At 42.7% G+C, this 20,820-nt stretch carries 24 protein-coding genes and 2 pseudogenes; 19 read left to right on the top strand and 7 right to left on the bottom strand.

What is annotated here, in order from left to right:
* The first annotated feature begins 39 nt into the window (after positions 1-39).
* Positions 40-627, top strand: a complete 588-nt coding sequence (locus tag EFE42_RS08675) for a MarR family transcriptional regulator (protein ID WP_123136859.1) — start codon at positions 40-42, stop codon at positions 625-627.
* A 26-nt stretch (positions 628-653) separates the two neighbouring features.
* Positions 654-1,340, top strand: coding sequence for a DUF2110 family protein (locus EFE42_RS08670; RefSeq protein ID WP_123136858.1), 687 nt, complete (start codon positions 654-656; stop codon positions 1,338-1,340).
* Here the strand turns inward: EFE42_RS08670 and EFE42_RS08665 are convergent, their stop codons facing one another.
* On the bottom strand, positions 1,341-2,075 hold the full coding sequence (locus EFE42_RS08665; RefSeq protein WP_123136857.1) for a V4R domain-containing protein: 735 nt from the start codon (positions 2,073-2,075) through the stop codon (positions 1,341-1,343).
* Between the two features lie 89 nt (positions 2,076-2,164).
* Between EFE42_RS08665 and EFE42_RS08660 the strand changes: the two are divergent.
* Positions 2,165-3,187, top strand: a pseudogene (locus tag EFE42_RS08660) (class I SAM-dependent methyltransferase).
* A gap of 10 nt (positions 3,188-3,197) precedes the next feature.
* Here the strand turns inward: EFE42_RS08660 and EFE42_RS08655 are convergent.
* Both EFE42_RS08655 and mch read right to left on the bottom strand, forming a co-directional pair.
* Complete coding sequence (locus tag EFE42_RS08655; protein ID WP_123136856.1) at positions 3,198-3,671, bottom strand: DUF2124 domain-containing protein; 474 nt, start codon at positions 3,669-3,671, stop codon at positions 3,198-3,200.
* Positions 3,672-3,697: 26 nt separating this feature from the next.
* Positions 3,698-4,657 (bottom strand): methenyltetrahydromethanopterin cyclohydrolase, encoded by a 960-nt coding sequence (gene mch / locus EFE42_RS08650; RefSeq protein WP_123136895.1) that lies wholly within the window; start codon positions 4,655-4,657, stop codon positions 3,698-3,700.
* A 447-nt stretch (positions 4,658-5,104) separates the two neighbouring features.
* Here mch and EFE42_RS08645 point away from each other — a divergent pair, with 447 nt between their 5' ends.
* The 15 genes and pseudogenes from EFE42_RS08645 to EFE42_RS08575 all read left to right on the top strand — a co-directional run bounded on the left by EFE42_RS08645 (position 5,105) and on the right by EFE42_RS08575 (position 16,381).
* Positions 5,105-5,755, top strand: a complete 651-nt coding sequence (locus EFE42_RS08645) for a methyltransferase cognate corrinoid protein (RefSeq protein ID WP_123136870.1) — start codon at positions 5,105-5,107, stop codon at positions 5,753-5,755.
* Between the two features lie 17 nt (positions 5,756-5,772).
* A pseudogene (locus EFE42_RS08640) lies at positions 5,773-7,149 on the top strand (monomethylamine:corrinoid methyltransferase).
* Between the two features lie 178 nt (positions 7,150-7,327).
* The gene (locus EFE42_RS08635) at positions 7,328-8,713 is read left to right on the top strand and encodes an APC family permease (RefSeq protein WP_123136855.1); all 1,386 of its coding nucleotides are present in this window, start codon (positions 7,328-7,330) and stop codon (positions 8,711-8,713) included.
* A 13-nt stretch (positions 8,714-8,726) separates the two neighbouring features.
* Complete coding sequence (locus EFE42_RS08630) at positions 8,727-9,014, top strand: monomethylamine transporter (protein ID WP_123136854.1); 288 nt, start codon at positions 8,727-8,729, stop codon at positions 9,012-9,014.
* A 12-nt stretch (positions 9,015-9,026) separates the two neighbouring features.
* Positions 9,027-9,278, top strand: coding sequence for an AcrB/AcrD/AcrF family protein (locus tag EFE42_RS08625; RefSeq protein ID WP_123136853.1), 252 nt, complete (start codon positions 9,027-9,029; stop codon positions 9,276-9,278).
* A 51-nt stretch (positions 9,279-9,329) separates the two neighbouring features.
* Positions 9,330-9,800, top strand: a complete 471-nt coding sequence (locus tag EFE42_RS08620) for a class II SORL domain-containing protein (protein ID WP_123136852.1) — start codon at positions 9,330-9,332, stop codon at positions 9,798-9,800.
* A gap of 131 nt (positions 9,801-9,931) precedes the next feature.
* Positions 9,932-10,354 (top strand): response regulator, encoded by a 423-nt coding sequence (locus tag EFE42_RS08615; protein WP_123136851.1) that lies wholly within the window; start codon positions 9,932-9,934, stop codon positions 10,352-10,354.
* A 93-nt stretch (positions 10,355-10,447) separates the two neighbouring features.
* Positions 10,448-10,972: a VIT1/CCC1 transporter family protein gene (locus EFE42_RS08610; protein ID WP_123136850.1), complete on the top strand. Its 525-nt coding sequence runs from the start codon at positions 10,448-10,450 to the stop codon at positions 10,970-10,972.
* A gap of 16 nt (positions 10,973-10,988) precedes the next feature.
* A complete protein-coding gene (locus tag EFE42_RS08605; protein ID WP_158599220.1) occupies positions 10,989-11,426 on the top strand; it encodes a universal stress protein in 438 nt (145 codons plus the stop codon).
* 59 nt (positions 11,427-11,485) lie between these two features.
* A complete protein-coding gene (locus EFE42_RS08600) occupies positions 11,486-12,442 on the top strand; it encodes a calcium/sodium antiporter (protein WP_123136848.1) in 957 nt (318 codons plus the stop codon).
* 44 nt (positions 12,443-12,486) lie between these two features.
* On the top strand, positions 12,487-13,044 hold the full coding sequence (locus EFE42_RS08595) for a CBS domain-containing protein (protein WP_123136847.1): 558 nt from the start codon (positions 12,487-12,489) through the stop codon (positions 13,042-13,044).
* Positions 13,045-13,132: 88 nt separating this feature from the next.
* Positions 13,133-14,278: an alanine--glyoxylate aminotransferase family protein gene (locus EFE42_RS08590; protein ID WP_123136846.1), complete on the top strand. Its 1,146-nt coding sequence runs from the start codon at positions 13,133-13,135 to the stop codon at positions 14,276-14,278.
* Positions 14,279-14,284: 6 nt separating this feature from the next.
* On the top strand, positions 14,285-14,749 hold the full coding sequence (gene ribC, locus EFE42_RS08585) for a riboflavin synthase (protein WP_123136845.1): 465 nt from the start codon (positions 14,285-14,287) through the stop codon (positions 14,747-14,749).
* A gap of 63 nt (positions 14,750-14,812) precedes the next feature.
* Positions 14,813-15,217 (top strand): 6,7-dimethyl-8-ribityllumazine synthase, encoded by a 405-nt coding sequence (gene ribH, locus EFE42_RS08580; protein ID WP_096711280.1) that lies wholly within the window; start codon positions 14,813-14,815, stop codon positions 15,215-15,217.
* A gap of 21 nt (positions 15,218-15,238) precedes the next feature.
* Positions 15,239-16,381 (top strand): pyridoxal phosphate-dependent aminotransferase, encoded by a 1,143-nt coding sequence (locus EFE42_RS08575; RefSeq protein WP_123136844.1) that lies wholly within the window; start codon positions 15,239-15,241, stop codon positions 16,379-16,381.
* On the opposite strand, the gene EFE42_RS08570 is transcribed toward EFE42_RS08575, so the two are convergent.
* A complete protein-coding gene (locus tag EFE42_RS08570) occupies positions 16,376-16,804 on the bottom strand; it encodes an adenylyltransferase/cytidyltransferase family protein (RefSeq protein WP_123136843.1) in 429 nt (142 codons plus the stop codon). The genes EFE42_RS08575 and EFE42_RS08570 overlap by 6 nt on opposite strands.
* 287 nt (positions 16,805-17,091) lie before the next feature.
* Here EFE42_RS08570 and EFE42_RS08565 point away from each other — a divergent pair, with 287 nt between their 5' ends.
* Positions 17,092-18,072, top strand: a complete 981-nt coding sequence (locus tag EFE42_RS08565) for a hypothetical protein (RefSeq protein ID WP_123136842.1) — start codon at positions 17,092-17,094, stop codon at positions 18,070-18,072.
* Positions 18,073-18,228: 156 nt separating this feature from the next.
* Here the strand turns inward: EFE42_RS08565 and EFE42_RS08560 are convergent, their stop codons facing one another.
* From EFE42_RS08560 to EFE42_RS10915, 3 genes are all read right to left on the bottom strand, one after another.
* Positions 18,229-18,978: a DUF1638 domain-containing protein gene (locus tag EFE42_RS08560; protein WP_123136841.1), complete on the bottom strand. Its 750-nt coding sequence runs from the start codon at positions 18,976-18,978 to the stop codon at positions 18,229-18,231.
* Between the two features lie 89 nt (positions 18,979-19,067).
* On the bottom strand, positions 19,068-20,618 hold the full coding sequence (locus EFE42_RS08555) for a sodium:solute symporter (protein ID WP_370448686.1): 1,551 nt from the start codon (positions 20,616-20,618) through the stop codon (positions 19,068-19,070).
* Between the two features lie 38 nt (positions 20,619-20,656).
* A complete protein-coding gene (locus EFE42_RS10915) occupies positions 20,657-20,779 on the bottom strand; it encodes a symporter small accessory protein (RefSeq protein ID WP_013037568.1) in 123 nt (40 codons plus the stop codon).
* Between the last annotated feature and the right edge of the window lie 41 nt (positions 20,780-20,820).

Raw genomic sequence — 20,820 nt, 5'->3', positions numbered from 1 at the left:
ATTGAGATAGCTCTCACGATATCATCAGGTGATTTTCTAATGTCCCGCGAAGAAGTAGAAAACCTGTTCCTTCAGGAAAAACCAACCCTGGCACTCCTTACTATATGGTCTCTTAGAAAGACGTATGCTTCTGTTATTACAAAGCAAATAAATTCGACTTTTGCACATACTACAAAAATCCTTTCCAAAATGTCCGATATGGGACTTGTGCAGTTCACAGCTGAGGGTAGAATAAAATATGTAGAACTGACTGAATATGGTGTAGATGTAGTAACAACTCTCAGGGCTTTTATTACAACACTCGGAGAGAATCTTCCTGAAAAGTACAGGGAACTGGTAGAAACAGTTGAAGAGGAAGAGAGTGAAGGAACACAACTGAACAGGGAGTCCGAAGAAATATTGGAACGTATTAAAACATTAAGGAATAAGATAGAGGAAATCTATGGACAACTGGTAGAAGCAAACGCCAGTGAAGACCGGATTAAATTGAAACTGGGTCCTTTCAGCAGGGAAATACATATGATAGGGGATACAATTGAGAATTCAGAGGAACCTATACATGATGATGTTCTCATTGCTTATGGTAACACCAAAGATGTCTTCGATAAACTGCTGGGCAGAAAATAAATTTTACTTCTTTTGTGCGGGATTATATGCAAATCGAACTGTTAATAAAAGTATATTCAAATGCAGAACAGACCCTTGATGCAATTGCTGCAAAATTTGCAGATGACCTCAAGGACCTTGACATGAAATTAGGTATAGGTATTTCCAAAAACAAGTGGGTTACCGTAGATGCGGATGGGGATGATGCGGAATTTGCGATTCATTTTCTGAAGGAAAAATATGGTACACCTGTATATGAACCTGTAGCAGGGAAAAAATATCGCGGCTACATACAATCCATAAAAGAAGATAAAATAGTTGTAGATATTGGTAAAAAGATCTCTATCACTGCAAGCGGACTGAAAAATCTGGGTACAGGTAGTCCCGAGCAGGTTGCAACTCGTTTTGGTCTTATTCCATATATGCCTGTTAAAGTGGAAATTCTCAATACAAATGAAGGCGAACAGGTAAGATTTACCGGCCAACAGGCCGATAAATTATGGGAATGGAAGAAAGCTTCCACGGACAGGATTATTGTAAATTCCGTTACACGTTCCCAGCTCAAGTCAGTGCTGAAGAAAACAGGCCACAGCAGGGATATCTATGGTACTGAAAGGTTGGGAATTATGGAGCATTGCGTGATATGCAGGGAAACTACGGATGGGCCGGGTATTGTTGCAGAGATCGGTCCTAAACTCAATGCTGATATGGGTGTAATCCGTTCAGAAAAGTAATCATACCTTGATGAAAAGGCAATGGTTATCCCCTGTTGCATAACACTCTATTTCTTTTATTGAATGTCTCTCACCGGTGATCTTGTATAGGATGCCTTCCAGCATTCCTTCATCAAAAGAGCATATTGGGTGGCCAAGAACAGGCATTGACATACATTCAAAACAATCTTTTACTTTGATAGTAAGAGGATCTGTATCTTCGATCTGTACTTTTCCCAGTTTATAGCATTTCCAGAAGGAGCGTACCTCTTCAAGGCTGTCAAAGAAATCGCCTTGCTCAAAAGTATTTGCAATCTGTTTGCCGATGTCACTTCCTATATGTTTGACTATAGGATTATGATCAATGCCCTGGGCTTCAAAACCTGCCTTGAAAGCGCAGAAAACATTCTGGAAAAAATCAGTTTCGCTGGAAAATGTGCTGGAGAAATTTTCCAGGCTTTGATAGTAGTGAGTATCCAGCGGTTTTTGTGAACAAGCTACGTATTTTGAGGCTAAACTATAATTCTTTTTTCGCCTATCCACTGCGTCTACTGATTCCCGCAATAGGTTTGCTTTTTTAAGATCGTTAAGATGTACTGATACAGTGGATTTGGCTTTCCCCGTAGTTTGGACTATTTCATCGAAGGAACATGACCTCTTGTCCAGTAAATCCATTATCTGTAATTTAACGGCACCGTTAATTGCAATGAAACCATCATTGGTAGCAAAAAGGGCCGTGCGGTTCGTAGCGTTCATCCAGATAACTTATAAGGAGAATAGGGTATATAAATGTTCGCTCCATTCCGAATGAATTTTATAACAAAACATACCTCTCAATGAACTGAATGGAAGAAAATTTTGCAGTTATGGTACCTGCCAGGGATACTGAAAAAGTAAGGTCTAAACTACAATCCGAAGGGTTGCTGGATGGAAACCGAAAATTCATATCTCGCATTGTTGCAGGTGAAAGTTTTGTCGAAATTCCAGTCACGGATTTTGTACGTGGCTATGAAATAAAACGTCAGGAACAACCGGAGTTCTACCGTCAACAAATGAGTCTGAAAGAGAGGCTTGCCGGAATAATGAAACCGGAGGAACTGGAAACAATTCCTTCCGGCTGGCAAATCCTTGGAAACATTATAGTAGTTACCATTCCTGAAAAAATAATCCACAGGGGAGGGGAAATTGCTGAAGAATTACTGAATATGTATCCCTCTTGTGATACTGTCGTAAGGGATTTGGGTATCAATGGCAGTTTACGGCAACCAAAAAGACAGCTTGTGAGTGGCAATACCACTGAAACAATACACAAAGAGAACGGTTGTTACTTCAAACTTGATGTGACATAGGTCATGTATTCCAAAGGCAACCTCAGGGAAAAAAACAGGATGAGTAAATTGGGAACCGGGGAGATTGTTGTTGATATGTTTGCTGGAATTGGTTATTTCAGTCTCCCGATGGCCGTACATTCCCAACCTGAAAAAATATACTCGATTGAACTGAATCCTGTCTCTTTTGGCTACCTCAAAGACAATGTCAGGTTGAATAATGTGCAACATATTGTACAGCCCCTGCATGGGAATTGTGCAGAAATTACACCTCAAGGAGTTGCTGACCGGGTAATTATGGGCTATGTGGGAGGAACAGCGGATTATTTGCCTGCTGCAATTGGGGCATTAAGTAAAAAAGGGGGTATATTGCATTTTCATGAAGCACTGGCTGAAAATTTAATGTTTGATAGACCAATCGGGCAGATTAAAAAGGCAGTGGAAATGCAGGGGAGAAATGTGGAGATTATGGAGTGTCGCAGTATCAAAAAATATTCCCCGGGCGTCTGGCATGTTGTCGTGGACGCACGTATATGGTAAAGGAGATTTATTATGTTTTCTTCAGGGACACTGACATGTCCGAATCAATTATGTAATCGAAATTCAGGATATCGGTCCATCCCTGTTTTTCAAATATTGACTGGAAACAGATGCCTATAAGCAATTTCTTTTGAGACCCCTCATATATCGATTCAAGAGTCGTTTTCAATTCCTCTGGTTCCACTCCGATTTTGGGCATGGCAAGCCCGCCAAGCAGTACGACCGTATCAGCATAATAATCAATTGTATCACCGAGTTGCATCCCCATATCCGTGGGGATTAGTTGTTTTGCTTTTTCGATATCAGTATTGGCTACAAATCCCATTTGCCTGGAACTTTTACGCAGGGAATAAGCGGCAATTTCTGCAAAAGGTGTACAAAACCCGGGAGTTCCAATAAAAATGATTTTTTCCGATTCTTTAGCCAGAGATGCAAAATTCTTAAGCAATGCGCCGATTCCTTCAGATTTTTCAAGTATTTCCACTTAGATCACCAAAATTAAAAGGAGGATTATGCCTCCTTGATTCCAAAGGATTCGAGCAGGATACCGGGATTGATACGTCCTGCGGTGTATGATTTTTTAGATGCAACATCGTTGACGGTAATTCTTGCCGGGGCGAACATGCCTGCATCTACTTTGAAGAAGTCGAATTCTGCTTCCTTGAATGTTGTATAGAAAGGTTTTCCAAAGTCTTTGGACGTTGTGGATGGTGTCTTTTTGACATATTCCTCAAGATCATCCTGTCCGTAGTCTACTGTGTAGTAGGTTTCCCCACAGTAGATTACGCAGTCATTGGTTGAACCCATGCATTTTGTATCGTCACCAACAATAGGTGCTATTGGTGCCACACCGAAACCACTCTTAATTGTGTTGATATCGAATCCTACGGATTCCATTTTGTGGATACCTGTCTCCACAATACGGGCAGAGATCTGGACAGAACCTGCAATGGATGCAGTAGGTGCCACTGCAATATAGACATTTTCCGGATCAACACTGCAGTGTTTGGCGATATATTCTACTACTTCCTCATCCGGCAGTTTGCTGGATTCCATTACAAGTACAGCAGCTTCGGCATCATCCTTGTAATCGATTTCCTGATAAAGTTCCTTTGGCTTGAGTCCAAGGGCACGTGCAGGACCTGAACCCATTCCAAAATACTTGCCAACGGAAATTCTCCAGCCCGCATACTGGGAACCCATGCAAGCGACTGTGGGATGATCGGTTACGACCTGAATTGCAGGTACCGGGAGTCCATCAAGGTTGAATTTAGTGTAAGTAATCTCGGCAAGATCGGCAAGACAGAGGCGTGAAAGATACATACCTGCGTCATAGCCACCCTGGGCATTGATTCCACAATCAATTATTGTAGCGCCATTTTCGAGCTGTTTGGATTCGACATTGATCTCATCTTCCCAGTCCAGCATTTCATCAATTATTGCAAGTCCCTTTTCATTAACACTAATCACATTATCACCAGTAGATATTTTCACGAATTAACCATATACTTTTAGATTACTTTATTGTAAATCTAACAAGTACAAATGATACAGTTAGAACGATACATATTCGTTTCGGTTTTATGGATGAATGATTGCTTATTTATGGTGTAATTCCCAATCTCAAATTATACTTAATTTTACTGAAATTCCATATTAGAAATGTTGGTTAAAATTCTACTTTTATAGTGAAATGGTTGTAACTTAGTTTTCAAAAAACGTTGTCGATTTCAATGCCATGATCGCTTTGTTTACATCTGTCATTTTGAATCGCTTTTTGAATTATTGAAGTGTTTACTATTTTTATGTAGGTTGAAAAACCGTAGCCCGATAGGTTATATAAATTTGCTTTTTAAGTTCATTGTAGCAGCAGCCTATGATATGACAGCTGCTGTACAGTTAGAAATAGGTGATTTAATGGGAAAACAGGAAATGTATGATAAACTCAGAGATGCGATTGTCAACCAGGACATCAATGGTGCTGGCCCCCTTGTCCAGGAAGCCCTGGATGCAGGTTTAACTCCTTTCGAGATCATCAACGATGGTCTGTCTGTCGGTATGAAGATCATCGGTGACAAATTCGAAGCCGCCGAAGTCTACCTTCCCCAGATCATGATGTCTGCCAAGGCCATGAAAGCCGCCATGGAAATTCTTGATCCAATCCTTGCAGAGGATGAATCCACTGTATCTGTCGGAACCTGTATCAAGTTCGTCCAGGAAGGCGACATTCATGATATAGGTCACAGGCTTGTTGCAACCATGCTCGGTGCAAACGGTTTCACCGTTATCGACATGGGTGTTGACGTACCCAACGACAAGGTCATCGAAGAAGTAGCAGCCCACAAAGGCGAGAAACTTCTGCTCTCCGGCTCTGCCCTGATGACCACTTCCATGCTCGGCCAGAAAGACGTCATGCGTCTGCTTGAAGAAGAAGGACTGCGTGACTCTGTAAAAGTAATGTTCGGTGGCGCTCCGGTCACAGATTCCTGGATTAAGGAACTCGGTGCTGACGCAACAGCAGAAAATGCAGCAGAAGCAGCAAATGTAGCTCTTGACTTAATGAAATAAAATCTGGAGGATAATTTATGACATTTAACAAATCCGTAACTTGCTATGATTTTTATGACCGTGCCCAGACCGGTGAGAAATGCACCCAGGACGACTGGGATTTAATGACCATCCCAGTGAAGGCAATGGAACTGAAGCAGAAATACAACCTTGACTTTGGCAAGGAATTCGTTCCAACCGACAAGGACCAGATGGAAAGGCTGTTCAAAGCCGGTTTCGAGATGCTTCTTGAGTGTGGTATCTGGTGTACCGACACTCATCGTATCGTCAAATACACCGAGGACGAGATCTGGGATGCAATCAACAATCCGCAAAGGCAATTCCAGCTTGGTACCGGTCGTGACGCAGTTTACATGAAAAAACGTGAAGTAGGCGACAAGAGGAAACCAATTGTCCAGGGTGGTCCAACCGGTTCCCCAATTTCTGAAGATGTCTTCATGCCTGTGCATATGAGTTACGCTCTTGAGAAAGAATGTGACACAATCGTCAACGGTGTAATGACCTCTGCCCGTGGTAAATCCCCGATCCCTGGCAGTCCCTACGAGGTTCTTGCATCAAAATCCGAAACCCGCCAGATCAGGACCGCCGCTTCCATGGCAGGTCGTCCGGGTATGGCAGTTTAGGGCCCTGAATCCTCCCTGTCCGCACAGGGTAACATCGGTGCAGACTGTGTCGGTGGTATGAACTCCAACGACAGCCACGAAGTCTCCCAGTTGAACGAACTCAAGATTGATCTTGACGCAATCGCTGTCATTGCCCACTACAAGGGTAACAGTGACATCATCATGGATGAACAGATGCCAATCTTTGGTGGTTACGCCGGCGGTGTTGAGGAAACAACCATCGTCGATGTTGCAACTCACCTCAACTCCATGGTCATGAGCAGTGCCAGCTGGCATCTTGACGGTCCTGTGCACATCCGCTGGGGATCCACCAACACTCGTGAGACCCTTATGATCGCAGGTTGGGCATGTGCCACCATTTCCGAGTTCACAGACCTTATGTCCGGTAACCAGTACTATCCATGTGCCGGTCCATGCACCGAGATGTGCCTGCTTGAGGCTGCAGCTCAGTCCATGACAGATACCGCATCAGGCCGTGAGATCCTGTCCGGTGTTGCAGCTGCCAAGGGTGTAATCACTGACAAGACAACCGGTATGGAAGCCCGTATGATGGGAGAAGTCGCACGTGCAACCGCTGGTATGGATATCAATACTGTCAACCAGATTCTGGATAAACTCGTAGCAAGCTACGAGAATGACTATGCCAATGCACCTGCAGGCAAGACATTCCAGGAATGCTATGATGTTGCAACCGTTACACCAACTGACGAGTACGTCAAGGTATACGACGGGGCAAAGAAGAAACTCGAAGACTTCGGTCTGGTATTCTGAGTGTGAAAGAGCCATTTTATGGCTCTTTTTTTTCGTAGAGATATAAAAAAATAGGAGGCATCCAAATGGGTACTTGGACTATAATTAACGGTGTCATTTACCTGGTATGTTTCGCCATGATCGGCTGGATGTTGCTTGATGCAATGAAGGTAGCGAAAAAATAATGGGGGAATATTGAATGACCGATGAAATAACTAATGATCCTCTTGATGAATCTGCCAGTCTTGTGCAGACACTAAGACCTTATCATGTATGGGCACTTGGTGTCGGGATTGTGCTGGTGGGTGAATATATGGGATGGAACTTTACAGTTGCCAAAGGTGGTATATTGGGTTCCCTTTTGGCATTACTTGTTGCCGGTACAATGTATCTGATGGTTTCTCTATGTGCAAGTGAACTTGGTGCATCTACCAGACTTGCCGGAGGACCTTATGACTGGGCAAGATTATTTGTAGGTCCAGGTGCAGCGGCACTGGTGGGACTTGCTGTTTATATGGAATACATCGCTCTGGAAGCCGCAGATTCCATTGTTGTGGCATCAATTGGAGAATCAGTATTCCCGGAGATACAGGTATTCCCGGTTACACTTTTAGTGATTACTTTCTTGACATTTATGAATTACAGAGGTATTGTAGCGGCGCTTAATCTTAATTTTGCACTGACATTTACAGCATTCATTGCAATTCTTGTATTCTTTGCCATGAGTGTTACAGGTTTTGGAGGCGTATGGAACCCGGGTAACTTAATATCCGGTGCTATTCCAAACGGCTTTATAGGCATCTTTGCTGCCTTACAATTTGGTCCCTGGTTCTATCTGGGTATAGAAGGTGCGGCCATGAGTGCTGAAGAATGTAAGCATCCTTCCAGGGCAGTGCCGCTGGGTCAACAGGCAGGGATGATCACTCTTTTGCTTGCAGCCGGTATGACACTGTATGTATGTTCTGGCCTTATACCCACAGACCAGCTTGGTGTATCTGTCTATCCACTTTATGAGGCAGCCACTAACAGCGGTATACAGTTGCTTGTAGTATTTCTTGCAATAGGTACTCTCTTTACATGTCTTGCAAGTGCCAACGGTACTATCTGTGACTCGTCCAGATCATGGTATGCCCTATCAAGGGACCAATTCCTGACACCATGGTTCTCTGCTGTACATCCAAAATATAACACACCTTACAGGGCTGTTATATTCACGATGCCAATTGCGATTGCATTTGCATTCAGTGGTTTTCTGGATCAGGTTATCACATTCTCGATAACGTCCGGACTTGTTTGCTATGTGATGATTCCATTTTCCCTGATTCGTTTCAGGAAGATGTTCCCGCAACACAGCAACAAAGTGCGTCCGTTCGTTGGTCCGTTGCAACCCTGGCTTGCATACTTCACAATATTCCTGGCACTTGTGATTATGTCAACCCTGCAATGGGGATACAGGTATAATCTGATATTCGGACTGTTGTTCTATGCGATTGCGTATTTCTATTTCAATTGGAGATACCGCAGTCTGGAAGTTAGCCATGACTGGGGCGAAGAGATGGGATGGCCCGACCCTGTGAGGACATAAGGAGGTGTTGACCTTGGAAATTAAACAAACAGAGGAAAATGTTGATACTGTAAGGTATATGAGCAAGCTGCGGCAGGATGCTCTTGTTGTGGTGGCTTTGATGGGTATTTTGTTCTTCTCAGAATCGTTCATCTTCTATACCATAATTACCACTGTATGGAACAGCACACCTGAACTTTCGGGTATGTTTCCGTTTTATGTCTTGTTCTTGCTGTTGGTATTGGGTATCGGAACTGCTGCATGTCTAAGGGTATATAGTTCTATCAAGGAACATATGTACACATTCAGGTATTATAACTAAGGAGGAGTAAGTATGGCAGTTACTAGCAGGGGAAAGGAAAGAAGTCTCTTCATGCAGATATTTGACATCTTGTTTATCTTCATTGTGGCAGGTATCTGTGTTGTATTGCCCGTTATCCTGCAGGGTACCGTCCTTGTGGGATGGGGAGAATCAGGAGGCATGAAATTTATCTGGGACCCGGTGTCTTATTTCAGCCTGGTTGCTGTAATTCTGGTGTTCTTTGCAGTGGTGCTTTTCCACTCGGTTAAGAATTACAGGTTCTGAAGTTGTCAGCAGTGCTGGCAACTTATTTTTTAATTATGGGTAGGTGATACGATGACTGATAATATCAACCGTATAAAAGACGAAAATAATCCAACGGAGACTGAAAAGAAACATGTACCGGTAATCGAAGGGCCTTCAATGATGACTGCAGGGGGTACCTATGAAGTAACGGTTTCTGTAGGAATTGAACCACATGTAATGGAAGAGGACCACTACATTGAATGGATAGACCTCTATCTTGCAGAGCAGAAGATAGGCAGAGTGGATCTGGGGTCATCTGCAGAAAAAGCAGAGGCCACATTTAATGTGACTCCTCATGAGGAGCTAATTGGTGCAAAAGAATTTGAGGTCTGTCATATAAGGGGTGTAAATGTATGTGGAGATTGTGGTCTGACTTCTGTGATTACAGATTTTAAAGCAATTGAAAGTTGTAATGTCCATGGCCTCTGGGAATCTTCCATGGAAGTGGAAGTTATGTCCTCAAAACAAAAACCAGGCAAAAAATGCAGCTGGAAAGTTTGATAATCTATATTTGGAATTAAGATACCGGTCTTGCCGGTACTTTTTTTTATTTTATTGCAACAAAAACAAATGGCTATTTAAAAATTTACTTCATATATTTTTTCTATAAATCAGTAAACAGAGGAATAATCATGAAATCCGGGGGCATATTGGTAGTTGAGGATGAAATGATCGTTGCACTGGGCATAAAACTCAAACTGGAAGAGATGGGTTATACTGTTTGTGGAATTGTGGCAGATGGGCAAACTGCTATAAATATGGCATCACATTTGAAACCTGATTTGATTTTAATGGATATTGTTCTCAAAGGCAATATAGACGGAATTGAAGCTGCCAAAGTAATCAAACAGAAATTGGCTCCTCATTTTATTTTCCTTACCGGTATATCTGACAAAGCCATTTTGAAGCGTGTCCATGAACTGAAACCAGTGGGAACTATAATGAAACCCTTTGATGACTCACAGCTGCGCAATATGATAGAAGAGGCTTTGTCTGGAAATAAATCCTCTTCTGAGGCTTTGAATTTTTCTGATTCTTGTGCTTTGTCAGGATGAAGAATAATCAAACCCTGTATGCAAAATTGTTATATTTTTTGTGATCATATACCTATGTCCTGATACGTGCTCATAAAATATTGAGTGTCTTAAATGAAACCAAAATCCGATCAGAGTAGATATATTATCCTTGGCAGTATTGATGGAATACTGGCAGTCCTTGGTGTTGTCATTGGTGCTTCGAATGTCTCTTCTAACCCTGATCTCATAACAAATGCTGCTCTGGGGGGCGCGATTGCTCTTGCGATGACCAATGGGCTTGGTTCTTACCTTGCAGAAAGTGCGGTAGAGTACGGCCATCTTGCTGATCTTGAAAAACCCCTCTTGCGCAATCTTGGATCTACAAGTCTTGAAAAAGAAACACGCAACAAAATACTGTATGATACTCTGGCCCATGGCGGTTCCAGTCTCATTGGTTCTCTTGTGCCGATATTGCCGTTTGTATTTCTGGAAAATTATGCACTGGAGGTCTCAGTTGGATTCAGTATAATCGTTTTGGCTGCTCTTGGAATATTTTCCGGCAAAATAGCCCGGCAAAACCTGATACTACATTCTGTCAGAATGGTTGGACTTGGTATACTTGTTGTAATTGTTGTGACCGCTTTTGGACTTACATAAGATGGATGGTGGTAAAATGAAGGACATAACTTATCGTAATATTCTGGTGCCAATTGATGAAACGAAACTTTCCAAAAAGGTAATTGATAACGCATTGCATATCGCATCTGTGGAAAATGGGTGTATTATCATAATTTATGTTGAGGATCCAAGCAACTTGAAATCATTCCCGGATGAGTTTCATGAAAAACTTGTCAATTTGATTATAAAAAGTATAGAAGCCAATCTGGAGTATGCGGCAAAGCAAGCTGAACTATATGGCATAGAAGTCCATACCCGGGTTGTTAGAGGCAGAAACCCAGGTCGTGAAATAATCAATATTGCAAAAGATAACAAGGTTGATCTTACTGTAATGGGGACAGAATCATTGCGTAGCGACCCATTTGGAAGTCTCACAAGATGGTTGATTGCTGCCGATATCGGCCCGGTTCTTGTTATTACTGCAGGTGACTGAAAAATTTTAATCGGGTAAGTTTTATATTCTCTATTAACCAGATTGCGCTGATCCCAAAAATGCAGCAATATACTTTACCTCTTTTTATAGTAGGTCTGATCCTTATTACAAAGGGTGCTGACTGGTTTACCGAGTCTGCGGTTTCTATATCCCAAAAAAGTGGCATTCCTAAAATGATTATAGGAGCGACTATTGTTAGTTTCGCAACGACTGCACCGGAATTTGCTGTTTCTGCATATGCTGCCTATCTGGGCCATACAGGTCTGACAGTTGGTAACGCTGTAGGTTCTGCTATATGCAATGCTGGCCTGATCCTCGGAGGAGTAATAGTCTTACGCTCGATTCCTGTAGAGGATTCCTCTTTTTTGAAAAGGGGTGCATTTATGATTGTATCGGCTTTGCTGCTGGTTGTAGTATCCATTGATGGCATGCTCACACCTGTTGATGGTATACTTTTACTGATAGTTTTTGTTGCTTTTCTCTATTACAATTACAGACTTCAATCGCTGCTCTTTGGGACAAATGAAGAAGTTAATGAAGAACTTGGCGAAGTATCCGATTCTATTTCAAAAGATGTGGTTTTTTTTGTTCTTGGTGCTGCTCTTGTGGTGGGTGGCAGTCGTATCCTGATTGATTCCGGTACTGACATTGCTATGTGGCTTGGTGTTCCCGAGATGATAATCGGATTGACCCTTGTAGCATTTGGGACATCTCTTCCTGAACTGATAACTGCTATTTCAGCTACTCGTAAGGGACATAATGACCTGGCCGTTGGTAACATACTTGGGGCAAATACGATGGACATAACACTTATATTGGGTGCTTCTTCCCTTATCAATGAACTTCCGATACAGGACCAATCCCTATACTATGATTTTCCTGCAATGTTGTTAATTATGGGAATGATCGTATTTTTTGGATTGACAGGTCGCAAGCTTGCACGCTGGGAGGGAGCTATTATCTTAGCCACTTATATTGCATACGTAGGAGGTCTTTTCTTTTTCTATATGCAATAAATAAGCAATTGCTTAAATAATAAAATTCACATCAATAGTACTAAATGATACTGCCAACTGCCCAATCCATAAAGCAGCAAAGGATAGAGCTAGGACTTACACAGAGCGGCCTGGCAAAAAGAGCCGGTGTCAGCCAGCCCCTTATAGCAAGGATAGAGGCGGGTGATGTTGATCCGAGGTTATCTACATTGAGAAAAATATTTGATGCTTTTGACCAATCTGAAAAAGAAAAGATATGTGTCAGGAACATCATGCATACCCTTGTGGTTTTTGTATCTTCCGATGAGTCGGTGGATCATGCAGCCAGTATAATGCAGGAGCATGGTTATTCTCAGGTCCCTGTGATCGATAACGGTGTGCCTGTAGGCAGTATTTCAGAGGACATGTTTGTCAAGTCAATGGCTGAGAACAAGGCCGCCATGATATCTAAAATGAAAGTAGGGGACATGATGGGTGAATCTTTTCCGGCAGTTTCCCCCGAGGCTGATATTGGTATTGTATCTACACTGCTGGAACGCTATCCTGCAGTCCTTGTGCTTGAAAAAGGAGTTGCTATCGGATTTATCACCAAGCACGACATAATTAAGTTGCTACACGGTTAATATTGTTTATTCTGACTGTTTAACTACAGTTAAATATTAGCGCTACATTAGGTGTGGATTAGTTAAAAAAGCTATTAGAGGAAAGTCTATGGACCTTGAAGATAATTTATTAATGATGCCGGGCCCGGTGCCAGTACCACCCAGGGTTCTCAGGGCAATGTCCAAACCGATGGTCAATCATCGTGGAGCACAATTTTCTGAAATATACGATGACTGTCGCCGAATTCTTGCTGACGTTTTCAAGACAGAAAATGACATTTTTGTGTTAAGTGGTTCAGGCACTGCTTCTATGGAAGCTGCTGTGGGTTGTATCGCAGATAAAGATGACAGGATAATCTCCATTGAGAATGGTAAATTCGGGGAGCGTTTCAAAGATCTTGCTTCCAGATACGGTTCTGTCGTTCCCCTGGAATTTGAATGGGGTTCTCCAGTGGACCTGGATATGCTTGAAGCACAACTTCAGGAAGGAGCAAAAGCCGTTACCATGGTTCACAACGAAACATCAGCAGGTATCCTGAATCCTGCAAAACAGGTTGGCAAACTGGCAAAGAAATATGGGGCCCTGTTTATAATGGACGGTGTTACCTCCCTGGGCGGAGATAATGTATTTGTTGATGATTGGGGAGTTGATGTAGCAGTGGTTGGTTCCCAGAAATGTATTGGTGCACCACCAGGCCTTTCAATGCTTTCTGTAAGTGAAGCTGCATTTGACGCAATGGAAAAAGAAAACCTTCCCTATTATCTTGATCTCAAAGCCTGCAAAAAGAGTGCTGACAAGGAAAAAACACAAACTCCTTACACACCTGCGATCCCCCTATTCTACGCCCTGCAGGAATCCCTTCATATAATTGAAGAAGAGGGAATGGATGCCAGGATAGCAAGGCACCATAAGGGTGCAGCTGCTGTGCGTGCGGCGATGGATGCAATGGGTATCGAGATGTTCCCGCAGCTCAATGAATACAGTGCATATTCCAACACTGTGTCGGCAATGAAGGCCCCGGCGGGTATGGACAGTGAAGTCCTGAAGAAGGAAATGATGAAATCCGGGATTACAATTGCAGGCGGACAGGCCCATCTTAAGGGCAAGATTTTCCGTATTGGAAGTATGGCCAATGTAAGTTACCGGGATATTCTCAGTACTCTCCAGCAAATTGAGGTAGTATTCAAGAAAAGGGGAGTGGTTTCAGAACTGGGGCCTGCAACAGAAGCTGCAATTGAAGTATTGTGTAAATGAGATATTATGAAAACCATAGGTATTGTAGACACGACGTTTGCACGTTTTGATATGGGTAGTGCTGCTGTGGATGAGATCAAGCAGCATGTTTCAGCCCGTATAATTCGGATCACAGTTCCGGGTATAAAGGACCTGCCGGTGGCTTCTAAAAAGCTTATCGAGGAGCAGGGCTGTGAAATAGTCATGGCTCTGGGAATGCCGGGTGCTGCGGATAAAGATAAAGTTTGTGCCCATGAGGCTTCCACGGGTATCATCCAGGCCCAGCTCATGACAAATACGCATATTATTGAGGTTTTTGTTCATGAGGATGAAGGCAAGGATGAGAAGGAGCTTGCTTTTCTCATGGAGAACCGGGCCCGTGAGCATGCTCGTAATGTCGTGGATCTTCTCTTTAAGCCTGAGAAACTTGTAAAACAGGCAGGTACAGGTCAGAGGCAGGGTTTTGAGGATGTAGGAAGCCTGCGTGGATGAGAGTTTGATTTTATAATTTATAAGTATGATTAGGAAGCAAAATCTGCATTGGAGAACAATATAATGACAATTAGACTGGGATTTGTGGTAGCGGAATTTAACAGGGATTTGACCTACCAGATGGAATTGCTTGGTATAGAACATGCGAAGTTCCTGGGTGCGGAAGTGACAGACACCGTTCTTGTGCCGGGTGTTTACGATATGCCGCTTGCAATCAAGAAACTTTGTGAAAAGGATGATATCGATGCAGTTGTAACCATTGGTTCGGTGATAGAAGGTGCAACCGGTCACGATGAGATCGTGGTCCAGCATGCTTCAAGAAAGATTACCGACCTTTCTCTGGAATACAACAAGCCTGTAACTCTGGGCATTGCAGGTCCCGGTATGAGTCGTATGGAGGCTCACCAGAGGGTCGATTATGCCAAGAGGGCTGTAGAGGCTGCGGTAAAACTTATCAGACGTCTCTAAATAAACTCATAGGGGCTATTAATGGCATCTTCAAGATTGGCCCGAGTGGCTGAATCCCCAACTATCCGTATAGCCAATATAGCAAATAAGCTCAAGCATGATGGCATTGATGTAATTAGTTTCAGTCTGGGTGAGCCTGATTTTGACACGCCCAAACACATCAGTGATGCTGCATGCAAGGCGCTTTATAGCGGAGAAACCCATTATTCGCCATCTCCGGGTATCAAACCGCTGCGCGAAGCTATAGCCAAAAAACTACAAACAGAGAACAATTTGGATTTGGATGCATCCAATGTGATGGTTACACCGGGAGCCAAACAGGCAATCTTTGAAATTATGATGTCTGTACTTGATGATGGCGATGAGGCTATCCTGTTCGATCCTGCCTGGGTTTCCTATGAACCATGCATTAAATTTGCAGGAGCAAACCCTAAATGGGTGCCTACAGATCCGGAAAATGGTTTTCTTCCTTATGATATTGGCGATCACATTACAGATAAAACTCGTCTGATAGTTGTCAATTCCCCCTGCAATCCTACAGGTGGTGTTTTTGGCAAGGACAAATTAAAGGAAATCGCCGACCTTGCTATTGATCATAATCTGCTGGTTCTCTCTGATGAGATCTATGAGAAGATACTTTATGATGAAAAACACCTCAGCATCGGTGCTATGGAAGGGATGCAGGACCGTACCATAACTGTAAATGGCTTTTCCAAATCCTATGCTATGACCGGCTGGAGACTCGGCTATGTCGCTGCTCATGAAAAGTTCATCCATGATTTCCAGAAGATCCAGTCCCATTCTGTCAGCAGTGCAACAACGTTTGCTCAATATGGTGCCATTGAGGCACTGGAAGGTGACCAGCAACCTGTTGAGGACATGGTAGCCGAATTCAGGAAACGCCGTGATGTCCTTGTAGATGGATTGAATGATATAGGTATACATTGTAGCCGTCCAAAGGGTGCATTCTATACATTTGCGGATGTAAGCGAGTACGGCAATGGTGAAGAAATCGCTGAGAAATTGCTTTCAGATGCTCACGTTGCTGCGACTCCAGGTTCGGCTTTTGGCCCAAGTGGTAACAATTTCGTGAGGCTTTCATACGCCATTTCACAGGAAAGGATAAGAGAAGCTCTTGAAAGGATTGAGAATTGCCTTTTATAATTCTGTTCTTTTCCTTTCCAGAATTCTTTTTATAATTCCACCACTGCTGCAAAGGGGGCATTGATGGGGTTTTCCGAGGCGTACTACCCTTGTATTGAATCCTCTTTTTTGGAGTTTGTCTTCAAGTTCTTTTTCATCGAATACCTGGTCGTGCCCCAGTACAATGATATCCGGTTGTACTTCTTCGAGGGGTTTGAACATATCTTCTTCGCTTCCCAGAAGGGCATGGTCCACAACCTTTAAAGCTTTAACCATTTCAAGCCGTTGCTTTTCAGGAACTATGGGTTTGGGTTTATGTTCAATTGTTGAGTCCCGCGCAACAAGGACATATAATTCACTGCCATACTTCCGGGCCTGGTCCAGATAGTAGAGATGACCCGGGTGTAGTATATCAAAGGTTCCTGTTGCAAGTATGCGTGTCAATTAATCACCTGATTTATTGTCCGCTAATGAATAGGAATTACCTTTAATAACTTTATGGAAAAAGCCGCTTTGACCGAAAAATAGTGATTTTGACTAGAAATTCATATTTCTGAACGAATAATGTGTTTAGACTTTTCATAGCCATTCCCTTTTACATCTATATTCTTGGACTATAATCTCCCCAAAAATGGATTTTCTTAATTATCATACAAACATAGAGTAAAAAATAAGTGTTACATGAAATTCTTTTTATAGTATTATGGTAGTGTTCAAATGGGGTATTTAATTTGAAAGGTATTGGGATATTTGGTGTTATCTTATTGCTTATTGTAGCTTTAGTAACTGCAGGATGTATATCTGGAGATTATTCTACCAAATCAAACGAAAAATCAGTTCCAAATGAGAATTTTACAATTCCTACTGAAGTCCTAAGTGAAAATCAGATTTTCGAAAAAGTCGATTATGATATTAGTTCAGTTAGAAGTCTCTATTGGTTGCAAAGTAATTATGAAACTGTGACCGTAAAACCTGAAAATTTTAAAAAAACTGCTGCAAATGGATTAGTCAATCTGAAATTATTGGATGAGGAGATTGAAATCGAAATCCATGAAGTACCCATTCCAGAAGGGTCTAAAAAGATGGTTGTAGATAATGGACCCACAATCTATGTATCAGATCCACCAAGAGTATCTATATTTGAAGGAAAAGTTGTTGGTGCAACAAACAGTAACGCTTGGTTTCTAGTAACTATGGATACGATTAATGGAAAAATCAGTATTGATAAAAACGTCTATCACATCCACCCTACCAAACAAGTATATGGGGGAGACGGGATTCATGTTATTTATCGTTCTGAATATCAAACAGGTGAGTTAAATTTTACAGTAGTACCAGAAAAAACTAAAGTGGAAGAGGGAGAGAACTTCATAATTTACTTGACATTAACAAATGATGGAAATAATACAATTAATGTTTGGAAAATGCATGAACAAATATCTTATAACATTGCTTTTATGTCACTAGAACATGACCACTACGTACCATATGAGTGTGGTGTTTACTCCAGAGAACCATTGACAAACAATGATATTGTAGAACTCGCTCCAGGTAGGTCCATAAATGATACATTTATCTCAAAATGTTGGTCTTTGAAGAAAGGAAAATACATTCTTAGTGCTGAATACCACACGTCCACGGGTGAACGGATTTCAGATCCTTATTGGCTAGGAAAGATTCAATCTAATAACGTGACAATAGTTGTGGAATAAAAAGTTTTGATTTTGAATCGGATTTACAAAACACCTCTGTGGCTGTCCATTTTGAGACATGACCGAATAATACTGTTTTTGTCCTAAAAATCATACCATTGACCGAAAAGTACTCATTTTTCGGACAAAGCGGGAAAAAGCCCGGATACTTTTGGTTCAATATAATTCTTTTTTAAAATTATTGTAGCACTGCTTTAAAGTATTCAGGTTTGCCGGCACATACAATACATCAAAGTCAAACAAATCAGCGAACTCATCGACCTTTTGGTGGAAATCCTCTTCGTAATTAATTCCTGTGTCAACCTTTGCAACGTGTTTGTAACCAACTTCATTAAAGACATATCTCGATGTTTCAATGTCGTTTTTATCTTTGCCAAAACCTGAACAGACGAGCATATCTCTCCAGTTGGCTGCCCACATGGGTGTCAGGAAAAAAGCCCCTTCCCCTTTGAAACTCTTGAGAGTGTCGAGATATTCCTGTCTGCCTCCAAGCACGGCACCTATACAATCATCGATAGTTTCCCCGTTGTTTTCTCTTAGTATTCCCACCGGACAGGAATGGTCGGCAAAATCTTCTTCTATGTCTGAGAGTACATTGCCACACAACCCGTAAAAAAGCAATATACCGTCAGATATGGGTGTCAATCTCTTGGTATTTGTGTATACCTCGTCCTTGAGTTTTTTTGGGATTGCATGCAGGGCAAATTCAAGTATCTGGATAACTATATTGAAATGATTATCAGGCAATGGATTATTCAGCAAATTCACCATGGTTTTTGTTTCAACGTCCACTCCTGCTTTGCTGAGTTTGTCCCTGATACCATAAGATTCATCATTTTCGATTATGATCACATTATCTACTGAATTGTCCTTTTCCATGAGATATGCTATCTCATCTTCGAACATTCTGCAGGCTATTATTGTTAGGGTTGGCAGGTTAAATCACCTGTATAAAAGAGAAAACGGAAGGGATTTTAAGATTGCGCCTTTTGGCCTTATCTTTTGATGCATCCCCTGTAACATTTGTCGAGGTGTTCTTCTGGCATTGGCTTGGTAGCAAGGCTTACTACCACGGCGGTAATGGCTGCAATTGGTGTGGCGACAAGGATTGGATCCACAACCGTCCAGGTGCCTGTGAGCAGGGTTTCCGTTCCAAAAATGGCCTGTGATATTCCCAGAGGAGCGGCTTCTTTTGCATGGACAAAGGTCAGCCAGAAAAGGCTGCTGAATGTTCCTGCGAGAAGACTTGCAATTGCTCCTTCCCTGGTCATACGCGGCCAGAACAGTGCTCCTGCATAGGCGGGCAGGAAGGCAGCCGCGCACAGGCCGAAGAAAATAGCTGTACCACGGGCAATAATGCTGATCGGCAGCATGTAGGCAAGGATAACACTCAGTATGATTGTAACAGCGATTCCCAGTCTGGTTACTGATATGGTCTTTCCGGATTTACCGCCCTTGAGGAATTCTTTATAAAAATCATGACCAATAGCAGTTCCCATTGTGTGATATTGGGAACTGAGAGTTGACATAGCAGCTGCCAGCAGGGTTACCATGAAAATTGCAACGAAAAGATCAGGTGTGGCACTGTTTATGTACTCCGGGATGATGCGGTCCATATTACCTCCTGCCACATCCAATGCAATCTGGCCTTGCGTATCGAGGAAATACACATTGGAAAGGGCACCCACGATATAGGCAACTCCTGCCATCATGAGGATAAAAGGCCCGCCGGCAAATACTGCTCTGTTGAGGGATTTCTTGCTATCTACTGTCATGAATCGCACGGCCAGCTGGGGCTGTGCCAGTACGCCGATTCCCACGCCGAGTATAATTGTAGATACCATTGTCCACCATATAGGTGTGCCAAACGCAGGCATTGATGTCCATCCAGTATGTCCGCCTGCCGCTAAACCTGCCGGCACCATGGACGACATGTCGGTGAGAGCCTGGTGGGCTTCCGTGATTCCACCGAGGTTAACATAGGTTAATATGAGCAGTACAGTCATGCCCCCAAGCATCAGGGTTCCCTGCATGGCGTCTGTGTACATGACTGCCAGCAAACCTCCTGTGATCACATAGGCTGCAACAATAATAGTGAGGATAAATACGGCCACGTCATAATTGACTCCCAGGGAGGTTTCCATGAAACGGGCTCCTCCGATGAGTACGATCCCTGCATAAAGGGGCATGAATACACCGATCAAAGCACCTGAAAAACCCTGTATGAATTTCGAATTGAAACGTTTGCCCAGCAGTTCGGGGAATGTGACAGCTCCCAGGTTCACACCTATACGTCGTGTGCGTGATCCGAAAAGGACAAAGGCTACAAAGATCCCAACCACAATATTCATGAAGACGAGCCACAGTGTTCCCATGCCTAATGTTGCGGAAACTCCCCCGAAACCAACGATTGCGGATGTACTGATAAATGCCGCTCCGTAGGACAGGGCCAGAATATAGGGGTGCACACTCCTTCCTGCAAGCATGTAATCGTCAACTTCTTTTGTGCGTTTATAGGCAATCCATCCGCAATAGAAGACTATCATCAGATAGACCAGAACGATTACGCCGAGAACTACCGGGTTTACAGGCAATCCTCTTCCTCCTCTTCATTCCATTTTGCAATTCCGTATGCCATGCAGGCGATGGCACTTATTATGCACAGAACATATGCACTCCATATGTAGGGGTCCTCTATGCCTAACATTTTTACACCTCTTTTATACTGGGGAGTGTTAGCAAGTAACA

It is taken from the genome of Methanohalophilus sp. RSK (assembly GCF_003722075.1).
In the GTDB taxonomy this organism is placed as follows: domain Archaea; phylum Halobacteriota; class Methanosarcinia; order Methanosarcinales; family Methanosarcinaceae; genus Methanohalophilus.
Note: the sequence above shows the minus strand (reverse complement) of the source record. Positions and strands in the feature narration are given on the sequence as shown.

Coding starts and splice junctions, on each gene's coding strand:
- EFE42_RS10915 (WP_013037568.1), bottom strand. CDS start 20,779: ATGTTAGGCATAGAGGACCCCTACATATGGAGTGCATATGTTCTGTGC.
- EFE42_RS08555 (WP_370448686.1), bottom strand. CDS start 20,618: ATGATAGTCTTCTATTGCGGATGGATTGCCTATAAACGCACAAAAGAA.
- EFE42_RS08625 (WP_123136853.1), top strand. CDS start 9,027: ATGGCAGTTACTAGCAGGGGAAAGGAAAGAAGTCTCTTCATGCAGATA.
- ribH (WP_096711280.1), top strand. CDS start 14,813: ATGACAATTAGACTGGGATTTGTGGTAGCGGAATTTAACAGGGATTTG.
- EFE42_RS08675 (WP_123136859.1), top strand. CDS start 40: ATGTCCCGCGAAGAAGTAGAAAACCTGTTCCTTCAGGAAAAACCAACC.
- EFE42_RS08615 (WP_123136851.1), top strand. CDS start 9,932: ATGAAATCCGGGGGCATATTGGTAGTTGAGGATGAAATGATCGTTGCA.
- EFE42_RS08575 (WP_123136844.1), top strand. CDS start 15,239: ATGGCATCTTCAAGATTGGCCCGAGTGGCTGAATCCCCAACTATCCGT.
- EFE42_RS08605 (WP_158599220.1), top strand. CDS start 10,989: ATGAAGGACATAACTTATCGTAATATTCTGGTGCCAATTGATGAAACG.
- EFE42_RS08635 (WP_123136855.1), top strand. CDS start 7,328: ATGACCGATGAAATAACTAATGATCCTCTTGATGAATCTGCCAGTCTT.
- EFE42_RS08670 (WP_123136858.1), top strand. CDS start 654: ATGCAAATCGAACTGTTAATAAAAGTATATTCAAATGCAGAACAGACC.
- EFE42_RS08645 (WP_123136870.1), top strand. CDS start 5,105: ATGGGAAAACAGGAAATGTATGATAAACTCAGAGATGCGATTGTCAAC.
- EFE42_RS08560 (WP_123136841.1), bottom strand. CDS start 18,978: ATGTTCGAAGATGAGATAGCATATCTCATGGAAAAGGACAATTCAGTA.
- EFE42_RS08665 (WP_123136857.1), bottom strand. CDS start 2,075: ATGAACGCTACGAACCGCACGGCCCTTTTTGCTACCAATGATGGTTTC.
- EFE42_RS08610 (WP_123136850.1), top strand. CDS start 10,448: ATGAAACCAAAATCCGATCAGAGTAGATATATTATCCTTGGCAGTATT.
- EFE42_RS08595 (WP_123136847.1), top strand. CDS start 12,487: ATGATACTGCCAACTGCCCAATCCATAAAGCAGCAAAGGATAGAGCTA.
- EFE42_RS08590 (WP_123136846.1), top strand. CDS start 13,133: ATGGACCTTGAAGATAATTTATTAATGATGCCGGGCCCGGTGCCAGTA.
- EFE42_RS08600 (WP_123136848.1), top strand. CDS start 11,486: ATGCAGCAATATACTTTACCTCTTTTTATAGTAGGTCTGATCCTTATT.
- ribC (WP_123136845.1), top strand. CDS start 14,285: ATGAAAACCATAGGTATTGTAGACACGACGTTTGCACGTTTTGATATG.
- EFE42_RS08620 (WP_123136852.1), top strand. CDS start 9,330: ATGACTGATAATATCAACCGTATAAAAGACGAAAATAATCCAACGGAG.